The sequence below is a fragment of the Muricoprocola aceti genome (assembly GCF_025567005.1).
In the GTDB taxonomy this organism is placed as follows: Bacteria; Bacillota; Clostridia; order Lachnospirales; family Lachnospiraceae; genus Marvinbryantia; species Marvinbryantia aceti.
Genome location: NZ_JAOQKE010000001.1, coordinates 306,926 through 321,630 on the forward strand (window position 1 = coordinate 306,926; position 14,705 = coordinate 321,630).

The 14,705-nt window shown below is 43.5% G+C and carries 11 protein-coding genes; 4 read left to right on the forward strand and 7 right to left on the reverse strand.

Annotated elements, in window-relative coordinates:
* Positions 1 to 339 precede the first annotated feature (339 nt).
* The 5 genes from leuS to scfA all read right to left on the reverse strand — a co-directional run bounded on the left by leuS (position 340) and on the right by scfA (position 8,589).
* Positions 340 to 2,745: a leucine--tRNA ligase gene (leuS, locus tag OCV47_RS01535; RefSeq protein WP_256296529.1), complete on the reverse strand. Its 2,406-nt coding sequence runs from the start codon at positions 2,743 to 2,745 to the stop codon at positions 340 to 342.
* A 99-nt stretch (positions 2,746 to 2,844) separates the two neighbouring features.
* Positions 2,845 to 4,605, reverse strand: coding sequence for a single-stranded-DNA-specific exonuclease RecJ (recJ, locus tag OCV47_RS01540; protein ID WP_262653273.1), 1,761 nt, complete (start codon positions 4,603 to 4,605; stop codon positions 2,845 to 2,847).
* A 162-nt stretch (positions 4,606 to 4,767) separates the two neighbouring features.
* On the reverse strand, positions 4,768 to 6,915 hold the full coding sequence (gene secD / locus OCV47_RS01545; protein WP_117449068.1) for a protein translocase subunit SecD: 2,148 nt from the start codon (positions 6,913 to 6,915) through the stop codon (positions 4,768 to 4,770).
* A gap of 40 nt (positions 6,916 to 6,955) precedes the next feature.
* Positions 6,956 to 8,323 (reverse strand): thioether cross-link-forming SCIFF peptide maturase, encoded by a 1,368-nt coding sequence (gene scfB, locus OCV47_RS01550; protein ID WP_262653275.1) that lies wholly within the window; start codon positions 8,321 to 8,323, stop codon positions 6,956 to 6,958.
* 122 nt (positions 8,324 to 8,445) lie between these two features.
* Positions 8,446 to 8,589, reverse strand: coding sequence for a six-cysteine ranthipeptide SCIFF (gene scfA, locus OCV47_RS01555; protein ID WP_117449070.1), 144 nt, complete (start codon positions 8,587 to 8,589; stop codon positions 8,446 to 8,448).
* A 165-nt stretch (positions 8,590 to 8,754) separates the two neighbouring features.
* On the opposite strand from scfA, the gene tig reads away from it, so the two are divergent.
* Entirely contained in the window at positions 8,755 to 9,900 is a 1,146-nt protein-coding gene (gene tig, locus OCV47_RS01560; protein ID WP_262653278.1) for a trigger factor, read from the forward strand.
* Complete coding sequence (locus tag OCV47_RS01565) at positions 9,893 to 10,645, forward strand: conjugal transfer protein TraX (RefSeq protein ID WP_262653280.1); 753 nt, start codon at positions 9,893 to 9,895, stop codon at positions 10,643 to 10,645. Before tig ends, OCV47_RS01565 begins: the two co-directional genes overlap by 8 nt.
* Before the next feature lie 12 nt (positions 10,646 to 10,657).
* Here the strand turns inward: OCV47_RS01565 and OCV47_RS01570 are convergent, their stop codons facing one another.
* A complete protein-coding gene (locus OCV47_RS01570) occupies positions 10,658 to 11,296 on the reverse strand; it encodes a YdcF family protein (protein ID WP_256296547.1) in 639 nt (212 codons plus the stop codon).
* 107 nt (positions 11,297 to 11,403) lie between these two features.
* On the opposite strand from OCV47_RS01570, the gene OCV47_RS01575 reads away from it, so the two are divergent.
* Complete coding sequence (locus tag OCV47_RS01575) at positions 11,404 to 11,757, forward strand: ArsR/SmtB family transcription factor (RefSeq protein WP_262653282.1); 354 nt, start codon at positions 11,404 to 11,406, stop codon at positions 11,755 to 11,757.
* A gap of 160 nt (positions 11,758 to 11,917) precedes the next feature.
* Here the strand turns inward: OCV47_RS01575 and OCV47_RS01580 are convergent, their stop codons facing one another.
* Positions 11,918 to 13,588, reverse strand: a complete 1,671-nt coding sequence (locus tag OCV47_RS01580) for a glutamine--tRNA ligase/YqeY domain fusion protein (RefSeq protein ID WP_262653285.1) — start codon at positions 13,586 to 13,588, stop codon at positions 11,918 to 11,920.
* A gap of 173 nt (positions 13,589 to 13,761) precedes the next feature.
* Here OCV47_RS01580 and OCV47_RS01585 point away from each other — a divergent pair, with 173 nt between their 5' ends.
* A complete protein-coding gene (locus OCV47_RS01585) occupies positions 13,762 to 14,679 on the forward strand; it encodes a diacylglycerol/lipid kinase family protein (protein ID WP_262653286.1) in 918 nt (305 codons plus the stop codon).
* The last annotated feature ends 26 nt before the right edge of the window (positions 14,680 to 14,705 follow it).

A 14,705-nucleotide genomic window follows, 5' to 3' on the forward strand; every position in this document is an offset into this window, starting at 1 on the left:
ATCGGGCATTCTTATGGAGCATAAACGCTCCCTCCAATTACCAGTTCCGGCTCAGACATTTTCTGAGCATGAATTTCGGCACAACCTGTGAGAAAGTTTGTTTTATTATAACTTTTCTCTAATTTTGCTGTCAATTCTTCTCACAAAAAAACCCGGAATTTCTTTTTTGAAACTCCAGGGTTCTTTTCATTATTTCTGTACGTAACTGTTCAGTACCTTCACAGTTACGAGTCAAAATCCATTGAAAATCGCCTACGGCGATGGGATTTTGCCTTGCCTGTCTCGGGATTTTGGCATTTTCATGCCAAAACACCTCGCGGGACAGTGGGTTCTGAATAGTTACTTCTGTACAATGTTAATAATCTTCTTCGGTACATAGATCTCTTTTACAATGGTGCCAGTCAGTTTATCTGCAATGGCTTCTTTTCCTGCTGCGATGGCTGTCTCTTTATCTACATCCAGCGGCAGCTTTACAACTGCTTTGGTCTTACCATTGATCTGAACCGGAAGTTCTATGGTATTCTCGACAGTCTTGGCTTCATCATATTCCGGCCACTTCTGCTGATACAGATGTCCTTCAAATCCGCAGGCCTGCCAGATCTCTTCTGTGATATGAGGAGCCACCGGATTCAGCAGTGTCAGGAATGTCTTGTACTCTGCATGATTGATGCCATCCTTGGCAAAATCATTCAGAAGAGCCATCAGTGCGGCAATTGCCGTATTGTACTTCAGATTCTCGAAGTCATTGCTGACTTTCTTGATCGTCTGATGCATCCTGGTCTCATAGTTGCTTCTGTAGGTATCTCCTTCTGTCAGGACATCCTGAAGCTTCCATACTCTCTCCAGGAATCTGCGGCAGCCTTTCACACCATTTTCTGACCAGGAAGCACTTAAGTCAAATGCTCCGATGAACATCTCATAGGTTCTTAAGGTATCTGCTCCGTAATCCATCACGATATCATCTGGATTTACTACATTTCCTCTGGACTTGGACATCTTCTCGCCGTTCTCTCCAAGGATCATACCATGAGAAGTACGCTTCTGATATGGTTCCGGAGTCGGTACTACACCCTGATCATACAGGAATCTGTGCCAGAATCTGGAGTACAGAAGATGCAGGGTTGTATGCTCCATACCACCATTATACCAGTCAACTGGCAGCCAGTATTTTAATGCTTCCGGACTTGCCAGAGCTTCTGTATTCTTCGGATCCGTATAACGCAGGAAATACCAGGATGAACCAGCCCACTGAGGCATGGTATCAGTCTCTCTCTGTGCAGGTCCTCCACAGCAAGGGCAGGTAGTGTTTACCCAATCCTTCATAGCTGCCAGAGGGGATTCTCCATTGTCTGTTGGCATATAGCTCTCTACATCCGGCAGTTCCAGAGGCAGTTCACTTTCTGGAAGCGGAACATATCCGCATTTATCACAATGTACAATCGGAATCGGTTCTCCCCAGTAACGCTGACGGGAGAATACCCAGTCTCTTAACTTAAAGTTGGTCTTTCCACGGCCAATGTGTTTCTCTTCCAGATATTCGATCATTTTCTTTTTGGCGTCTGCCACTTCCATTCCATTTAAGAAATCAGAATTGATCAGCTTACCGGTAGCAACATCTGTAAATGCTTCTTCCTGCACATTCTCTCCACCTGCTACTACTTCAATGATTGGAAGGTCAAATTTCTTTGCAAATTCCCAGTCACGGGTATCATGAGCAGGTACTGCCATAATAGCACCTGTTCCATAGCTCATCAGGACATAATCAGACACCCAGATCGGGATCTCTTTGCCATTAACCGGATTCACAGCCTTTAGACCTTCAATTACCACACCAGTCTTATCTTTGGCAAGCTCAGAACGTTCAAAATCAGACTTTCTGGCAGCCTGTTCCTGATATGCATGAATAGCATCCAGATTCTGTATATCTGCCTGATACTTCTCCAGCATTGGATGTTCCGGAGATACTACCATATAAGTTGCTCCAAATAAAGTATCTGGTCTTGTAGTATAAACCGTCAGATAGTCATCTTTTCCTGAAATGGCAAAGTCTACCTCTGCGCCCTGGCTTTTACCGATCCAGTTCTTCTGAGATACTTTCACTCGTTCGATGTAATCCACATGGTCCAGACCTTCCAGAAGCTTGTCCGCATATTCGGTAATCTTCAGCATCCACTGGCTCTTTACTTTACGTACAACCGGTGCGCCACATCGCTCACAGACACCGTTTACCACTTCTTCATTTGCCAGACCTACTTTACAAGAAGTACACCAGTTAATCGGCATCTCGCTCTTGTAAGCCAGTCCGGCTTTAAACAGCTTCAGGAAAATCCACTGTGTCCATTTATAATACTCTGGATCTGTGGTATTAATCTCACGATCCCAGTCAAAGGAATAACCCAGAGAATGGAGCTGTTCCTTGAATCTCTTTACATTATTTGCCGTAACAATCTTCGGATGAATCTTGTTCTTGATGGCATAATTCTCTGTAGGAAGACCAAATGCATCCCATCCCATTGGATAAAGCACATTATACCCCTGCATTCTTCTTTTTCTTGCCACAATATCCAGTGCGGTATATGGTCTTGGATGTCCTACGTGAAGTCCCTGTCCTGATGGATATGGGAATTCAACCAGGGCATAATATTTTGGTTTTGTGTAGTCATTTGTCGCTGCAAATGCCTTTTCCTCATCCCAGATCTTCTGCCACTTCTGTTCGATGGCTCTGTGATTGTATGGTACAGCCATTCCTTTTTCCTCCTATATTTCATACAGTTTCCTGTAAATTTTCGCTTTTTTCATTCTATGCTTTTCCCTGTGGTTTGTCAAGCATTCCACAGGTTTGTCCTATTGATAATCCGATATGACGATCTGAATGGTTCTTTGTCCCCTGAATTCATTCACTGTTGGATAGTAAATCACAGAAAGTGTAATCCCGGTCTTCCGGTTCTGAAACAGCTTCTCAACCTCTGTATCGCCGTACTTTTTCTCCAGATAAGTGCGAAATACTTCTACATCTCCAAAATACAGTGCATCCATCACTGTTCCGGAAGAATCTGCCACCTGCATTTTCACCACATTCCGGTTCTGTCCCAGGATCCGTGCTCCCAGAATCTGAACATCTTTTTCTGCAAACACCGGCTTCTTATTTGCCGTTCCAAAAGGCTCCAATACATTCAATTCTTCAATCAGATGCTCTGTAATATATCCAATCGGCATTGGTACATCAATACAGACTTTTTCCATCAGATCTTCCTCTGTCAGATTTGCATTTCTGTTCAGCTGCTCTCTCAGTGGCTGTATATTTTCTTTTTCCAGAGAACATCCAGCAGCCATAGGATGTCCACCATAATTCAGAAACAGCTCATCGCATTTCTGCATCTCTTCGAACATAGAATAGCCTTCGATGGATCTTCCAGAGCCTTTGACCGACTTTTCTCCATTGGTAAGGACAAATACCGGGCGATAATACCGTTCCCGGATTCTGCCGGCAATGATCCCCGCAATACTCTCATGGCAGTCCGGCAGATAGACGATCAGCACTTTATCTTCTTTCAGCGATGTGGACTCAATCTGCTCCACTGCTTCTTCATAGCCCTTCCTGGTCAGCTCTTTTCGCTCTGAATTCAGCATCAGCAATTCTTCCGCCAGTACATCTGCTCTCTGCGTATCTCTGCATAACAACAGTTCCAGTGCTTTTTTTGCTGTAGTCAGTCGTCCACTGGCATTGATACACGGCCCCAGCACAAAGCCGATATGATAAGAATTGATCTCTTTTCCATCCAGTCCGTTAGCTCGAATCAGCGCCTTCAGGCCGATATTTTGTGTCTGATTCAGTCTTTTTAATCCTTCTTTTACCAGAATCCGGTTCTCTCCGGTAAGCTTCATCACATCTCCCACCGTGGCAATGGCTGCATATTCAATCAGCTCCTCGATCTCCTGAGCCGGGAATCCTGCCATCCGGTATAGTTCCTGCACCAGCTTGTAAGCAACTGCGCCGCCACACAACTCCTTGTATGGATACGGACAGTCTGGCTGATGAGGATTCACCACCACTTCTGCATCTGGAATCAGGACATGAATTTCTCCATTTTCTTCCCTGGTTCGCAGTTCATGATGATCCGTTACGATCACTGTCATCCCCAGTTCTTTCGCATAGGCGATCTGCTCCAATGCTGAGATTCCATTGTCACAGGTGAGGATTGTGTCGATCCCATCCTCCCAGGCAGCCTGCACCAACTGGCGATTGATCCCATATCCGTCACGGATTCTGTCCGGGATCTCATAATCTACCGCCGCTTTGCACTTTTTCAGACCAGTATATAAGATATAAGTGGATGTCACACCATCAATGTCATAGTCACCGATAATGCGAATTCTGGCATTTTCCCGGATTTTTTGCAGAATCAGCTCCGAAGCCGCAACGATTCCCTTCATCTGCTCTGGATCATGCAGATCGTCAATCGTACCATACAGGTATTCTCGGATCGCCTCATCTCCTACCACGTCCCGGTTACGGATCAGACGGGCCGTCACCTGATCGATGTGGTATTTTTCTCCTATTGCTTTAAAGTCTGCCCGTTTGGCAGTTACAACCCATTTTTTCATCTTGTCTCACTTTCTTCTGAAATTTTATCTCTGTCAGGGCGCTTCTGGCGCATGAAAACTATTTATATCTGTTCAGTACCTTCACAGTTACAACTATTTTTCTTCTGTATTTTTCCATGTATCAGAAACGCCCCGGCATTGCTGTCGGGGCTGGTTTCATTCTTATTTCTTCTTTTTATCTTTGATCTTCGTCTTCATCACATACCACAGTGGACCTGTAATACAAACAGATGAATAACCACCGCAAAGTACGCCTACCATCAGAGGCAGTGCAAACTCACGAATCGAGCTTACGCCCATGATGAACAGAACTGCAATCATAACAAAAGTTGTAAAAGAAGTATAGATACTTCTGGTCAGTGTCTGTGTGATACTGGCATTTACAATCTCTTTATAATCCTTGCCTTTCATGATCTTCATATTCTCTCTGATACGATCAAAGATAACAATCGTTGCATTGATAGAGTAACCTACCAGAGTAAGCATGCAGGCAATGAAGGTATTACCGACACTGATCCACAGTACAACGTAGCACATAAGCACTACCAGCACATCATGAAGAAGTGCAATGACCGCACTGGTTGCAAAACGTACATCTTTGAATCGGAACCAGATGTATAACAACATACAGATGGTTGCAATAAGCACTGCTACAATCGCATCAGATTTCATCTCTGCACTGACAGTGGAAGAAATACTTTCTTCTGAAATTGTAGATGCATCTACGCCAAATTCATCTACCAGCTTCTGCTCCAGTTCCTGTCTTTCATCTACAGACAATTCTCTTGTCTTGATGATGACCTGATTGCCTCCGGTTACTTTCTGCATCTGAATGTTGGCATCTCCTGTTACTTCCTGTACCACTGGTGATACTTTTTCATCCAGTTCTTCAATCGAGAAGTCTTCATTGAAAGTAACTGTGGTAGAGGTTCCGCCCATGAACTCCAGACTATAGTTCAGAATCTTGCCGTCATTTTTTTCATGCATCAGCATACCTGCCGGTCCAATAAGAATCACTACGATAGAAACAATAAAGAAGATCTTTCTCTTTCCGACGAAATCAACGGCCTTTCTCTCTTTTGCAGTTCCATAATATTTGGCATCTTTTATCCCCAGTGTATAGACTGCATTCACAATCAGTCTGGAGACTACCAATGCTGTGAACATGGATAATACAATACCAAGTGCAAGAGTCTGCGCAAATCCCTGTACACTTCCGGTTCCCTTATATGCCAGAATCGCTGCTGCAATCAATGTAGTAATGTTACCATCCAAGATTGCAGATAATGCTTTCTGGAAACCGATCTTAATAGCTACTTTTACTGTCTTGCCATCTGCAATCTCTTCCCGGATGCGGGCATAGATGATAACGTTAGCATCTACCGCCATACCAATGGAAAGGATAATACCTGCGATACCAGACAGCGTCAGTGTCAGATCAAAGGCATTTAAGCATACCAGAATCAGTCCGGTATAAATCAGCAGAGATACACTGGCTACGATACCAGGTACCAGATATACAATACACATGAAGATCATAACGATGATCAGACCGATTGCTCCTGCCTTAATACTGGTGCTGATGGCTGCTGATCCAAGCTGTGCTCCTACAACGTTGGAACGAAGTTCTTCCAGTTCCAGTGACAGAGAACCGATACGGATGGAAGATGCCAGATTCTCTGCTTCTTCCCGGTCTGCCATTCCGGTGATCTGTGCTGTACCGCCTGTAATATGAGACTGAACAGTCGGTGCACTGATTACCTGATTATCATAGATGATGTAAATACGTTTTCCGATGTTAGCTTCTGTAGCATCTGAGAACTTCTTTGCTCCTTCGTCTGTCAGCTGAAGCTCTACCACGTTCTGTGAGTTTCCAAGACTGTCTGCGGAGGTTGCAGCCTGAGCTGTCTGCACATCGGTTCCCTCCAGAACCGTAGTTCCATCTTCTGTCTGGAATGTCAGGGAACCCGGCTTACCAAGTTCTTCCAGAATCTTATTGGCATCCGTCACACCTGGAATCTCAATGTTGATACGGTCATCGCCTTCCTGATAAACCTGTGCTTCCGTACTATATCCGGCAACACGCTGCTGCAGCTTGTATATGGTATCCTTCATATCTTCGGCAGAAGGGGTACCATCACTGATGGCACGGTATGTAATGCTGACACCGCCGGACAGATCCAGACCGGTGATGATATTCCGGGCAGCACCGGTACCTGTTGGTCCGAAACCGACAATCGTGGTAAAGCCCAGTAATATCGTAAGAACAATGGTGCCAATGATCACTGCGATTGATTTGTTCTTATTCATCTTCTTTTCCTCTTTTCTATTTTTTAGAGACAGGCATCTCCTATGACTCTTCCGAATCAGCCAGAGCTGCCCTGATCATGATGGCACATTCGATTCTCTTCTGCTGGAGCTTACATCCGATATCGTATGCATCATTGATACTTCCATGGAAATTGTATGAATTTGCTGCACAGCCTCCGCTGCAGTAAAATCTTGCAAAGCAGTCACGGCATTTTTCCTTGGCATACACGTTGCAGCACTTGAATTCATCACGAATATCCAGTCTCTTTAGTCCTTCGTCCACATTACCCATCAGGAATTCTTCCTGACCTACGAACTGATGACACGGATAGAAATCCCCCCATGGCGTTACGGCCAGGTATTCGGTACCTGATCCGCATCCGGACAGTCTCTTGTAGACACATGGTCCCCCGGTCAGGTCAATCATGAAATGGAAGAAGTTAAATCCTCTGCCTTCTTTTTCACGCCTGATCATCTCTTTTGCCAGCTTGTCATATTCTTCGCAGATCTGTGGGATATCCTCCTCACGGATACTGTAGTCTTCTGATTCCTGCGCTACTACCGGTTCTACAGAGATCTGTTTAAATCCCAGATCTGCCAGATGCAGGACATCTTTGGAAAAGTCCAGATTATTTCGTGTAAAGGTACCTCTCACATAATACTTTTCCTGGTTCCGGCTCTCTGCAAACTTCTGAAACTTCGGAATGATCAGATCGTAGCTTCCCTTTCCTTTGCGGAACGGACGCATCAGATCATGAATTTCTTTTCTTCCGTCAATACTCAGAACCACGTTGGCCATCTCTTTATTGCAGAACTCCATCACTTCATCATTCAGTAATACTCCATTCGTAGTCAAAGTAAAACGGAACTTCTTATCATGAAGCTTCTCCTGCTCTCGTCCATAATTCACCAGGTCTTTTACTACCTGCCAGTTCATCAGTGGTTCCCCACCAAAAAAATCCACTTCCAGATTCCTTCGGCTTCCAGAATTCGCAATCAGGAAATCCAGTGCCTTTTTTCCAACTTCAAAGCTCATGAGTGCTCTTCTGCCATGATATTCTCCCTCTTCGGCAAAACAGTACTTACAGGCCAGATTACAGTCATGGGCAATATGAAGGCATAATGCCTTTACAACTGTCTGACGTGCTTTGAAATCAATAATGGCATCTCTGTAGATGTCTTTTGTGAAAAGCTGACCTGCTTCTTCCAGTTCATGGCACTCGCTGATCGCCTCTTTCACATCTGAATCAGAATAGGAAGTACTCAGTTCTCGGCAAATGGATTCACTGTCTTTCCCCTGATCCAGAAGTCCAATGACATCATATACCAGGTCATCTACCACATGCACTGCACCACTGTTTGTGTCCAGCACAATGTTGTATCCATTATTCTTATACTGATGTATCACTATTTATCCCCTTTCATTTTACTGTTCCGCATCAACTGTGAAAGTGCGGAACAGATACACTAACCGATAATAAGCAGCGAATAAACATCCGCTGCTTATCTCGTAAAACCTATTTTCTTTTCCTATTTTGCGTTTTCGCAACTCTGATTTCCTACTGTACAGGATGTTTTACATGCTGACTGGCAGGATGTCTGGCATTCACCGCAACCACCTTTTTTCAGTGTTTTCTGCAGGCTCTGTGTATTTAATGTTTTGATATGTTTCATAAAACTGTTCCTCCAACTTATATTTTTAGCTAATTTAGTATACCATGCTTTCTATGGAATCTCAATAATTTTTTTAATTTTCAAATTCATTTTCAATTTTTCACACATCCGCCATCATTTTATGATATAGTAAATTTATCTAATTGCAAAAGAAAGGATAAATTTATGAAAAAAAAATATTTATTTTCCCTTGCTGTTATTCTGACTGCTTCTGCACTGACCGGTTGCGGAAAAGATGACAGTTCTGAGTCCTATGAAAAATATGTCACACTGGGTGACTATACCGGTATGACAATTGATCGGATCAAGACAACCGTTACAGATGATGACGTACAGGAAGAAGTCCAGAATGATCTGTATGCCAATGCTGACTATACTGAGGTCACTGATCGTGCAGCTCAGAACGGTGATACTGTTAATATTGATTATATCGGGAAGATTGACGGCGCAGAATTTGACGGTGGTTCTGATGCCGACTTTGATCTGGAACTTGGCTCTGGTACTTTTCTTTCTGACTTTGAAGACGGCATTGTTGGTATGAAGACAGGGGAAACAAATGATATCACAGTTACTTTTCCAGAAGATTATGATGGTGAACTGGATGGAAAAACAGCCGTCTTTTCTGTGACTGTCAACTCAATTACAGATGTCACTCTTCCGGAGTATAATGATTCTTATGTTCAGGATAATTATGGCTTTGATACTACTGCCGAATTTGAAGCCTCTTTAAAGTCCGATCTTCAGGAACAGTATGATGATGATGCACATTACACAGCGTGTGCCGATGCTCTTACTCAGGCCGTTGACAATGCCTCTTTTGATGGCTACCCACAAGAGCTGTATGATACCACTAAGACGCAGGTTGAATCTGATAATCAGGCTTTTGCAGAGCAGCTTGGTATCGAATGGACAGATCTGGTCGGCGAAGACTATGATATTGAAGATGATGTACTCAGTGCCATTCATGAAAAGATGGTGGTTTGCGTTATCGCAGATAAGGAAAAGCTGACGATTACAGATGATGAGTTAAACAGCTATATCGATGACAACTGGGAATTGTACGAATACGATTCCAAAGATGCCTTTGTAGAAGATAACGGAGAAGATGCTCTGCGTTATACTCTGTTGTATGATAAAGTGCTTGATTTCCTTGGCGAGAATAATACATTCAATGATATAGATGCTGATGATTATTATGAAACAGAAGAAGACGACGAGAACATCGATCTGAATGAAGAAGATACCGAAGCAGAAGAAACATCTGAAACAGATACAGATCGTATCGAGGAGGAAAGTGACACTAATGCGTAAGCCGGTTGTTTCCTTTTCCGGCGGTACACTGAAAATGCTTGCCATTATCACCATGCTGATTGACCACTGTGGGGCCTCTATTGTAGGTCCCCTGCGTCATAAGCTCCCTGACGGGAGCCAGCTTGGTGATTTTTGTCAGATAATTTATCCGCATATGCGTAATATCGGTCGTCTGGCTTTTCCCATTTTCTGTTTTTTGCTGGTAGAAGGTTTTCTTCATACAAGAAACGTAAAAAAATATGCATTTCGAATGTTTTTATTTGCATTGATTTCCGAACTTCCTTTTGATTATGCATTTTCCAATCAGTTGATTCGCAATGCCCACCAAAATGTGTATTTCACTCTATTGATTGGATTGCTTGTTATGATGGGAATGTCTGTATTTGAATACCGCCAGTCCATCACCCGATTTGGGAATTATTTTAACCTGCTCATGCAGATTGCCATAGCGGCAGGTGGATTGTGGCTGGCCGCCTTTTTGCATACCGATTACAATTATAAAGGAATCTTTTTGATCATTGTTCTGTATTCTCTCAGGCTGGACCGCAAACTTCAGGCTATCTTTGGCGCTATTACGATTTCATGGGAAGCAGTCGCCCCACTCGCTTTCATTCCTATCTGGTTCTATAACGGTGAACGTGGACGGCAGCTGAAGTATTTCTTTTACTGGTTCTACCCTGTGCACCTTCTGATCCTTGGCTTTCTGCGTCATGTCATTTTGCCCTGTGTACTGCACCTGAACTGATCTTTAAGTTTTCTATAAGCTGTCACTTTTGTGGCAGCTTTTTCTGCATCTTTTTTCCGTCTGCTCCCGTCCCAGTATCATATCCGGGAACTGGGTACCAATCCGTTCTACTTCCCCACAAACGATACGGATACCGTGTTCCTGTTGATACCAGTTTTCCCGGTTGATTCCCTGTGTCTCTGCCGGACATACTAAGATCTTCGCATCTGGAAATACACTTTGAAAATACATTCCAGCCCTTGCTCCATGAAATGCCTGGCATACCAGCAAAATCTTCTCCGGTATGGTTTCTTCCATTTGTTCCAGTAACATCCGAATATAGAGCGCATTCTCGTAAGTAAAGGCTGCACGTTTTTCCTGGATGATATCCCCCTCCCTCACCTGGCAGTCCAACAATACCTGTTTTAAGAAATCACTTTCTGTTTCAAATAACAGATTTTGATATCTGGCAGGAGAAACTGCTCCTTGAAATCGTGACTGTAAAATGCTGTATTTTCCAGATACCACTATTTTCTTTGCATACCCTTCCTGATATAATTGTGCTGCTTTCTGCGCTAATTCTCCATATCCGCTTCCCGGAATAAAGATCATATCTGCTTTCTCCGGTTTTTCTGACCGAAAGATGAAATCTGTAATTCTGTCAAAATACATTTTATACTCCTGTTCACCTGTTTTATCGAAATCAGGTTTTTTATTGAAAAAAAAGCTGCTGCGTGTTATAGTGAAAAAAATAATTGAACAAATGACATGGGGGTACTATGAAACAACAACTTTTTGAAACGGAAGTCTGCAGCGAACACCACCACCATCTGAATCTGCATGTTCCACAGATTGATACCGATGATCTATACCAATTGGCTGATTTATTTAAGGTTTTCGGTGATCCTACCCGGCTCCGCATCTTATATACACTCTCTGATGGAGAACTGTGTGTCTGTGATATTGCGGACAGTCTGTCCATGACACAGAGTGCGATTTCTCATCAGCTGCGCATTCTGAAGGAAAAGCATCTGGTAAAAGCACGCCGGGATGGCAAAACGATCTACTATTCCCTTGCCGACGCTCATGTTGCAACGATTATTTCCCAGGGATTAAACCATGTACTGGAATAGTTTCCAACTGGCAACTACGAGAAACACGCTTTGCGAGTTTCTCGAGTTATCGCGGTGCTCGCCAAATCTGCATGCAAGCATGCGATTTTTCTCGCTACTCGCGTAAATGAACAAGCTAAATGCCCTGTTCACTTCGGTGAACAGGGCATTTTCTTTTTTATTATTTGTTCGCCGGAAGCTTAAAAGAGCTCTTCAGGGATACAATACGGTTAAAGACTGGATGTTCCGGGGTAGAATCATGGGAGTCCACGCAGAAAAATCCCTGTCTCACAAACTGGAAACTGTCATATGCTTTTGCTTCGCCCAGTGCAGGTTCTACATAGCATTCCTCCAAAATCGTCAGAGAATCTGGATTGAGATTTAAGGAGCCATCCTCATTATATACTCCTTTTTCTTCATCAATAATATTCTCGTACAGTCTTACCTCTGCTTTTACAGCAGTCTTAGCAGCTACCCAGTGAATCGTTCCTTTTACTTTTCTTCCATCCGGGCTGTTCCCTCCCTTGGATGCCGGGTCATAGGTGCAGTGAATCACTGTCACATTGCCTTCTTCATCTTTCTCATAGCCTACACATTTTACAAAGTAAGCATTCATCAGACGTACTTCATTATCCGGGAACAGACGGAAATATTTCTTTGGCGGTACTTCCATGAAGTCTTCCCTGTCAATATACAGTTCGCGACCAAACGGCACTTTTCTGGATCCCAGTTCTGGATTTTCCAGATTGTTTACCACATCCAGATATTCGATCTGATCTTCCGGATAGTTATCGATCACCAGCTTCACAGGATGCAAAGCGGCCATCATACGTGGTCTCTTCAGCTTCAGATCTTCACGGATACAATACTCCAGCATTGCATAATCCACAGAACTCTGTGCCTTGGATACACCGCACAGTTCCACAAACATCTTAATAGATTCTGGCGTGAATCCACGCCTCTTCAGTGCTGCAATGGAAACCAGACGAGGATCATCCCATCCGTCTACAATCTTCTCTTCTACCAGTTTTTTGATATAACGTTTTCCTGTCACTACATTTGTCAGGTACAACTTGGCAAATTCAATCTGTTTTGGTGGATGCTCATAACCTACTTCGCGTACTACCCAGTCATACAGTGGTCTATGATCTTCAAACTCCAGCGTACAGATGGAATGAGTCACACCCTCAATAGCATCTTCAATCGGATGTGCAAAATCATACATCGGATAAATGCACCACTTATCCCCTGTGTTGTGATGTGTCATATGAGCCACACGATAAATAATCGGGTCTCTCATATTGATGTTCGGAGATGCCATGTCGATCTTGGCACGAAGTACCTTTTCTCCATCTGCATACTTGCCAGCACGCATCTCTTCAAACAGCTGCAGGTTCTCTTCCACGCTTCTGTCCCTGTATGGACTGTTCTTTCCCGGTTCTGTCAGTGTTCCTCTGTACTCACGAATCTGGTCTGCCGTCAGGTCGCAGACATAAGCTTTTCCTTTTTTGATCAAAGCTACTGCTGCCTCGTACATCTGATCAAAATAATTTGACGCAAAAAACAGACGATCTTCCCAGTCTGCCCCCAGCCATGCCACATCTGCCTTGATGGACTCTACGAATTCCATCTTTTCCTTTGTCGGGTTGGTATCGTCAAATCGTAAATTAAACTTGCCGCCATACTTCTGAGCCAGTCCATAATTTAATAAAATAGACTTGGCATGTCCGATATGCAGATATCCGTTCGGTTCCGGTGGGAATCGTGTGCATACTGTCTGGCAATGTCCTTCTGCAATATCATTCTCTATGATCTGTTCAATAAAGTTCTTGGAAACTGTTTCCTTTTCCATAAATCTGCCTCCGATAATTAATCTCCTCGCGATGTAATCGCATACTTCTTCTTTTATACCATAATTTTCAATGGAATTCAACGTATTTAGATTTACTTTTTCCGCCGGATATACTATGATAATGTCAGATAAGGAACAGAATGTCATTTATTCTGCTCTTGAGAGGTTATGTTATGTATTATTTTATTGTAAATCCTTCTTCCAGTTCCGGGAAAGGAATGAAGACCTGGCAGACGGTAGAACATTTACTGCGTAGTGAGCATGTGCCATATCATGTTTTCTTCACCAGCCGCAAAAAACAGGGCGAGGAACTGGCCCATATGATTTCCTCCCGTCACGCACCATGCACGATTGTTGCGGTGGGCGGAGATGGTACAGCAAACGAAGTTATCAGCGGTCTGACAAACTACAGTCAGATCCAGTTTGGCTACATCCCATCCGGTTCCGGTAACGATCTGGCTGCAGGCCTGAATCTGAAGAGCAGCCCTTCTGCTGCTCTTCAGGCAATTCTACATCCCAAAAAAGTCCTGCCAGTCACCGTCGGATGTACTCATACGCCAGAAAAAACATATCATTTTATTGTCAGCAGCGGCATTGGTTTCGATGCAGCAGTCTGCCATGAAGCTGTAAATTCCAGTTTCAAAAAGCTGTTAAATCATTTTGGTCTTGGCAAACTTACTTATCTTGGAATTGCTTTAAAACAGCTCATCCTTCTTCATTCTACTCCGGTAAGTATGGTGTTGGATGATCGTCGTCAATTTGAATTTGACGATGTATTTTTTATTGCTGCCATGAATCTGAAGTATGAGGGTGGTGGGTTTAAGTTCTGCCCTGAAGCTGATCCAAGTGATGATTATCTGGATCTGTGTCTGGTGGAAAAGATGTCAAAACTTCGCATTTTACGTCTTCTCCCGACTGCTTTCAGAGGAGAACACGTCAAATTCGATGGAGTACATATTTACCGCTGTAAAAAGGCTGTCATTCGTACTGCATCGCCACTGGCCGTTCACACTGATGGAGAAAAGGCAGGATTTCAAAGACTTGTCACCATAGCACTGGGACAGGAAAAACTGCCATTTATTGTAGCATGAAGCCACTTGGGGGCGGGGGTTTTTTG